Origin of the sequence: Photobacterium makurazakiensis, assembly GCF_050336715.1 — a bacterium.
GTDB lineage: Bacteria > Pseudomonadota > Gammaproteobacteria > Enterobacterales > Vibrionaceae > Photobacterium > Photobacterium makurazakiensis.
The window spans coordinates 45,810-52,888 of record NZ_JAKJSJ010000049.1; the positions used below are offsets into that span (position 1 = coordinate 45,810).

4 protein-coding genes are annotated in these 7,079 nt (G+C 38.5%); 3 read left to right on the plus strand and 1 reads right to left on the minus strand.

All coding sequences use genetic code 11. From position 1 onward, the window contains the following. Positions 1–91: 91 nt before the first annotated feature. From L4D09_RS20450 to L4D09_RS20460, 3 genes are all read left to right on the plus strand, one after another. Entirely contained in the window at positions 92–1,498 is a 1,407-nt protein-coding gene (locus L4D09_RS20450) for an aminotransferase class V-fold PLP-dependent enzyme (RefSeq protein ID WP_428459382.1), read from the plus strand. A 66-nt stretch (positions 1,499–1,564) separates the two neighbouring features. Beyond that, the gene (locus L4D09_RS20455; RefSeq protein ID WP_428459386.1) at positions 1,565–2,497 is read left to right on the plus strand and encodes a transporter substrate-binding domain-containing protein; all 933 of its coding nucleotides are present in this window, start codon (positions 1,565–1,567) and stop codon (positions 2,495–2,497) included. Then, entirely contained in the window at positions 2,494–4,845 is a 2,352-nt protein-coding gene (locus tag L4D09_RS20460) for a putative bifunctional diguanylate cyclase/phosphodiesterase (protein ID WP_428459383.1), read from the plus strand. The genes L4D09_RS20455 and L4D09_RS20460 overlap by 4 nt, the downstream gene beginning before the upstream one ends. Before the next feature lie 160 nt (positions 4,846–5,005). On the opposite strand, the gene L4D09_RS20465 is transcribed toward L4D09_RS20460, so the two are convergent. Beyond that, on the minus strand, positions 5,006–6,886 hold the full coding sequence (locus tag L4D09_RS20465; protein ID WP_428459384.1) for a methyl-accepting chemotaxis protein: 1,881 nt from the start codon (positions 6,884–6,886) through the stop codon (positions 5,006–5,008). Between the last annotated feature and the right edge of the window lie 193 nt (positions 6,887–7,079).

Below are 7,079 nucleotides of genomic sequence, written 5' to 3' on the forward strand. Positions count from 1 at the left end.
AATACTGATTAGCAGCGTTGTAACATTTGGTATTGTTTATTAGCATTTATTTACATACTTCATCTAAGTATCCATACAGGGAATGATTGGAATGGGAAATAAATTAGATAAAGCTGAAAGCCAAAACCGCCGACTATTTATGAAGAAGTCAGCGACTTTTGCAATTGCAGGACTAAGTAGCTCACTAATCGCAAATAGTGCAAATGCATCTGATCTTGAAAATGATGGGGTGGCTTTTTTAAAGCACGACAGAAAAGATGAAAAATTTTGGAAAAAAATAAAAAAGCAGTTTCTTCTCGATAGAAGAACAACGTATATGAACATTGGCACCACAGGTTCAATGCCAAAGCATGTGTTGGCCGAATATACCGAAAATAATAAAACAGTTGCAAAATATCCATGGGATATGGATGAAAAGTTTGGTTCATGGCCGTATGTTTCTGAAATGGTGACTGGCATTGCACCAGGTTTCGGTGCTGAGGCATATGAGCTTATCTTAAGTCGTAACACTACGGATGGTATGTGCTCCATCATTAACGGCTTACATTTCGAAGAAGGGGATGTGATCTTAACTACTCATCATGAACACGTTGCTGGAACTTCACCGTTGAATGTGGTTAAGCAACGCTTTGGCGTAAAAGTGGTTGAAGTGCAGCTTCCGGTGTTTACTGGGACTGAATCAGTTACGGAAGAAGAATATGTTAACGTATTCAGAGAAGCGTTGAATGCATACAGCAATGTTCGTTTGATGATGTTTTCCCATATTACCTATAAAACGGGTACCAAATTACCAGCCAAGCAATTATGTGAATTAGCAAAAGAGTATGCCGTACCCACTCTTATTGATGGCGCCCATACTATTGGCATGCTCGATTTAGATTTTCATGATTTAGATTGTGACTTTTATGCAGGGTCGGGGCATAAGTGGCAATGTGGTCCTGGCGCAACCGGAATTTTGTATGTAAGGGATAATGCAAGTCGATTAGATCAATATTGGGCCGACCGTGATAATTCACTGTGGTTAATTAACTCTTCTTTGTCGCATGCTGATTATTTAGGTAAACAGCTGCAGATGCAATATGTCGGCAACGATAATTATCCAGCAAAGCAGGCTTTGGCTGATAGTTGTAAAATGTGGGATGACATCGGCCGCGATAGAATTGAAGAACGTGTCTTATATCTTGGTTCATTGTGCAAATCGTTATTAACTAACGCTCTGCCTAATGCTTATATTTTCTCCCCGAATGTAGATAGCTTATCAAGTGGTTTAACGACATTTAACCCCTTTGGCCTTGATGAAAGTGAGAGGCTGACAGAGTTCAGAGATAGATTGAGAAATGAGTATGGCTTTATCATTCGTACAACAAGCTTCAAATTGTATGCTGAGGATAGTGCAGATTCGCATGCCTTACGAATTTCGACCCATTTATTCCATGATGAAAAAGATGTAGAAGATTTAGTCGAAGCCATTCAACATTTATTTGAAGCAATGTCATAGTTCTTATAGCGCCTAACAGTGTTAGGTGCTTTATTCGGCTAGATATAGATCAAGAGTACTTAAATGATAAAAACAAAAATGCTCAAATCGTTAACACATTCATTGTTTATTGCTGGAAGTCTATTCTATAGTCAAAATATATTGGCATATGATCTACCAGAAATAAAAGAAAGCGGTGTTATAAGGCATATTGGAGTACCTTATGCAAATTTTGTCTCTTATATTAAAAGAGGTGACTTTGAGTCGTTAAGTGGATTAGATGTTGAACTAATAAAGGGTTTTGCCAAGCATATCGGTGTGGAGTATCAATACGTACCTGCCGAATGGCATGATGTGATCGGCAAGCTTATTGGACAAGATGTACTTTACAGTAATAATAAATTTTCTTGGGGTGATAAGAGGACCGTAGAAGGAGATATTATTGCTAATGGTGCAACAATTCTTGAGTGGCGCACTGAGCTGGCTGACTTTTCTGATGACTATTTTATATCAGGAGTATGGTTAGTTGCACGGTCAGATTCAGATCTATCACCCATTGAACCCGCTGAATCAATTGATGCTGACATCAGTAGTGTTAAACGTATGATTAGGGGAAAAGATGTTCTGGCACTAGAATTCTCATGTTTAGACCCAAACTTATACAACCTCTATGAAACGGGGGCTAACGTTATACTGCCTGAGCCGGATCGTAAATTGAATGAAATGGTACCTGCGATTTTAAAAAATGATGCTGAAACAACACTCTTAGATGTTGCTGATGCTTTGATTGCGCTTGAAAAGTGGCCGGGTGAAATAAAGGTTATCGGCCCAATATCACAGGAACAAAAAATGGGGGCTGCATTTAGAAAGAGTTCTCCACTGCTAAGGCAGGCCTTTAATGAATATCTAGATGGAATAAGAAAGGATGGTAGTTTTCAAAAACTAGTAAAAAAACATTATCCATCAATATTTTATTTTTATGGTGATTATTTCATGGATGGTACAACTAAGGATTTATGAATAAATGGAAGCACAAGCTATCAAGTCGTAGCTTAATTATTCTTACTGCAGCATTATTGTCTGCATATTTAGTGTTGATCTTGGCCGTAACTAATCTGGGGCAAACTCGTCTGAAAGAGTCGCAGTTTAGTGAATTAAGTTTAAAAGTTCATAGCTATGATAGAGTGCTTGAGTATTTTTTTAGCGTTACTCAAGATGAGTTATCTGATCTTACCGAAGATAAAACCATAGAGGTTTTTTTTGCTAATGTAGCATCCGGTATGTCAATGAAGTACGGTTTAGGTGCGAGTTTATTTAATCTCAATAGAGAGTTTGAATTATTGGTTACTGATACCGAAATCAAAGGTAAACCAGTATATGACCATATTAGTTTAATTGGTTTTAATGGTACAGTTATTGCCAAGACTAAGTCACAAGAGCCGCTGAATATCGACCAAAATAAATATCCAGTGTTTAGCGAAGATGAATTTAAAATTCGCACGGTGAGAAGTGATAGCGGTCTTCATATCCAACTCATTAAGCGGGTTCAACATGCTGGTAAACCTATAGCATTTTTAGTTGCTGTCATAAATAATCAAGTCATTATTGATCAGTTAACTGCGCAAGAATATGAAGAAGGTCACAGCAGAATGCAGCTAGTGACCGATAAAGGCGATATCTTAATATGGAATTCATTAGACAATGGTGATTCGGCGGTTGAAGGTGCAGAATTAGAAAACAAAATTTATTTTGAGAGCAAAATAGAGAATACACCATTTAAACTGAAGACGTGGTTCGAGCCTGTTAATGAAAAAGACTTTTATACTTCTGGTTGGTTCATCGCATGCTTGTCATTCCTTGCTGTACCCGTTGTTTTAGGGGTGATGTATATCTTTATTATTAACAACGCTAATATTACATTAAAAACTAAAATTAAAGTCAGCCATAAACAGCAGCGATTACTTTCAGCCCAGAATCAGCGATTAATTGAAGAAATTGAAAAGCGTAGGGAATCTGAAGATATGTTAGCTTATCAAGCAACACATGATGCGCTGACAGGATTACCTAATCGTAAATATGGCAATGAAAGATTAGAGAAAGAGCTGTTGAAGGCTAAACGCGATCATTCAACTTTGTTGGTTATGTTTATAGATATTGATAACTTTAAAAAAATTAACGATACATTAGGTCATTTGGCAGGTGACTATATTTTGCAGCAAGGCACGAATAGATTGTTATATTCGGTACGCCAATCAGATGTATTAGCTCGATTAGGTGGGGATGAATTTTTACTGATAATTCCAGACCTTAATAGTGTTCGTTCAGCAAAATTAATGGCTTCGGCGATTCTGACATTGTTTGACAAGCCTTTTATCTGGCACAACCAAGAAGTTTTTCTTTCAACAAGCATTGGTCTCTCGATATACCCACAAGATGGTAACAATGCAGAGCAGCTATTAGCCAATGCTGATACTGCAATGTATCGCGTGAAGCAAGAAGGTCGAAATGGGTTTAGTTTTTATACGCCAGACATGAATATTGATGTACAACGCAACTTAGATCTCGATGCTAGGCTGCGTCAAGCAATCAGCAATGAGGAGTTAGAACTGTACTATCAGCCAATTGTTGATTTAGCATCAAATCATATAGTAGGGGCTGAAGCCTTAATGCGTTGGAATGATGAAAAACTCGGGTTTATATCACCTGAAGAGTTTATTCCTCTCGCTGAAAAAAATGGGTTAATACATCCTCTAGGAGAGCTAGCTCTTAATAAAGCCTGTACGCAGGCTGCAAAATGGCAAAGTATTTTACCTCTGAATATTTCGATAAACTTCTCGAGTGTTCAATTTAGGTATTGTGACAAACTATATAAGCAAATACGTTATGCGCTATTGCAATCTGGTTTACCTGCGAACAAGCTCGATATTGAAGTGACAGAAAGTCTATTGTTTGATCACAATGAGGAAGTTCTACGTTTATTGAATAGGTTGCAATCAAAGGGGGTAAAGCTCACGATTGACGATTTTGGAACGGGCTATTCAGCATTAAGTTATTTACAGAAGTTCCCATTTGATAGATTAAAAATTGATCGTAGTTTTCTTTTTGATATGCACGAAAATGATGCTGATCGTGAGTTGGTTAATGCCATCATAGCTATGGCAAAAGCGTTAAACTTAAGAGTGGTAGCTGAAGGTATAGAAGAGCAATGGCACATCGACTATTTAAAAGTGAAAGGTTGCGATTTTGGTCAAGGTTATTTATTTAGCAAGCCCATGCCAGCTGACGAATTTGAACTTTTATTACAGAAGCAAGTAGAGCTTAACGCTAATGCTGAGTTTATAGTTGAATCACTCATTGAACATAATTAAATCAGTATAATTAATGAATACTCTTATGTTGAGAATACACAATTTACTGTACTCCAATAAAAGAAAGCACCAAACGTATCCACGTTCAGTGCTTCATCTTGTTTGTTGTTCAACACCTAAAGTGATGACAACTAAGGACTATTGAATGGTTTATAGCATCCTAGTTAATCTTAAACTTTTTGACTTCACTACCTAAGTGACCTGCAATTTCATTCAACTCTTCTGAAACTTGCTGTGATTGCTTTGCTTCAACAGATAATTGGTCTGAAACATCATTCACAGCCTGAGTATTACGACTAATCTCTTCTGCAACAGCACGTTGCTCTTCTGCCGCACTGGATATTTGTGTCGCCATGTCAGAGATATGTTCAATAGACGTTGTTATTTGTTCAAGCGCTATAGTGGCATTGCTAGCTTCTTCAACGCTTCCTGTTGCTAGGTCTTGGCTTTGCTGCATTGTTTCAACCGCACTGTGAGTATTACGTTGTAGCGTTTCAATCATACTACGAATTTCTTCAGTGGAGCTTTGTGTACGCTGAGAGAGAACACGCACTTCGTCGGCAACAACAGCAAATCCTCGTCCTTGTTCACCAGCACGTGCTGCTTCGATAGCGGCATTTAATGCCAGCAAATTAGTTTGTTCTGCAATACCTTGAATTGTTGAAAGAATCGCATTAATACCCTGTGCGTTGTTCTCCAACTCTTTAATGATGCTTGCAGCGTCTTCAACATGGTTTGCGAGATGTGTAATTGAAGTTTGGTTACGGCTAATAACCGCTTTACCATCATTACAACTATTGTGTGAAGCAACTGCAGCACCTGCCGTTTGTTCAGCGTGGCTTGCTACTTCTTGTGCAGTAGCAGACATTTCATGAATGGCGGTTGCAATCTGAGTGATCTCACCGACCTGATGAACTAAAGCTTCACTTGTTTTTGTTGCCAGAGTTTGGCTGGTTTTGGCTTGTTGGGAAAGGTGCTCTGTGGAGTTAGAAATACCAGTGACTGAAACGTGAAGTTTTTCGATAAAGGCATTTACGTAGTTGCCTAATTGACCAATCTCATCTTTATTATCGAAAGCTAAACGATGCGTTAAATCACCGTTACCTTCCGCGAGATCTTTCATTGCATTCGATAGTTGGGTTAGCGGCTTTAGTGCACGGCCGATCAGTACAAGTGCTGCGCCAATGACGATAATTAGCTGTAATAACGTCATGATCAATGCATCAAATAAAGCGTCATCAATATGGTCAAATGCGATATCGGTATCTAACACTAATGCGAAATACCAATTGGTATTAGGCACCTGCTGGATACTAACTAGGCTTTCTTGTCCACTAACAACCATCTCAGCTAATTCAAGGCTGTTGCCTAGCCTTTTGATACTGGTTTGGTTTAGATCTTGGCTGGCGCGGGTTGACGGTTGAAGTGTTAATGATGAATCTGGATGAGCAATGATTGAACCATCACCACTTAATAACATGGCATACATGCCAGTTTGATTTACCGATAAAATCTCTTGCACTAACGCGTCTATAGACATATCTGCGGCAATAACGCCTTGTGCGAACTGCGCAGTAAAGGGTTCAGCAAGCGTAATAACAAGCTGGCCTGTTGAAGCATCAATGTAGGGCATTGTAACGATAGTGCCATTTTTTGCTGTTGCATCGATGTACCACGGGCGTTGGCGAGGATCATAATCATCAGGAAAAGAGATTTCTTTACTTATAATAATCTCGCCATTTTGTTTACCGGCATAAACTAAGTCAAACCCACCGGCATTCATGGCTTGGGCAAGCTCTGGGATAGGATCTGTGGTTTGATTAAACCCATTAATAGCAGACTTTGTAACTAATGCCTTATTTGTTAACCATTGATTAATAGTACCTACTGTTGACTGGCTTAGTGATGTTGCAAGTTGCTTTGTAGAGCGATTAGCGTCAGCAATTAAGCGTTCACTGGTTAACCATGTTTGGATAGCTGAAATAAGCAGTATGATAACGGCAAATGTCAGACAAAGTTTATTCTTTATCGAAAGGTTCAAACGGCATGTCCTTACAAGTGTAATCTTTTTAGATCCTAAAAAGCGGTAGGCAAGGCGTATAGCCTCAATTTTCAGTTGGAGTTTACTTATGAATCTCTCGTGAATAAATCAAATTTTATTTGATCTTCATCACAAATTTGATCTTTGTGGGATTCGTTATTTCTTTGATAGATAGATGGAGTATGTATATTTG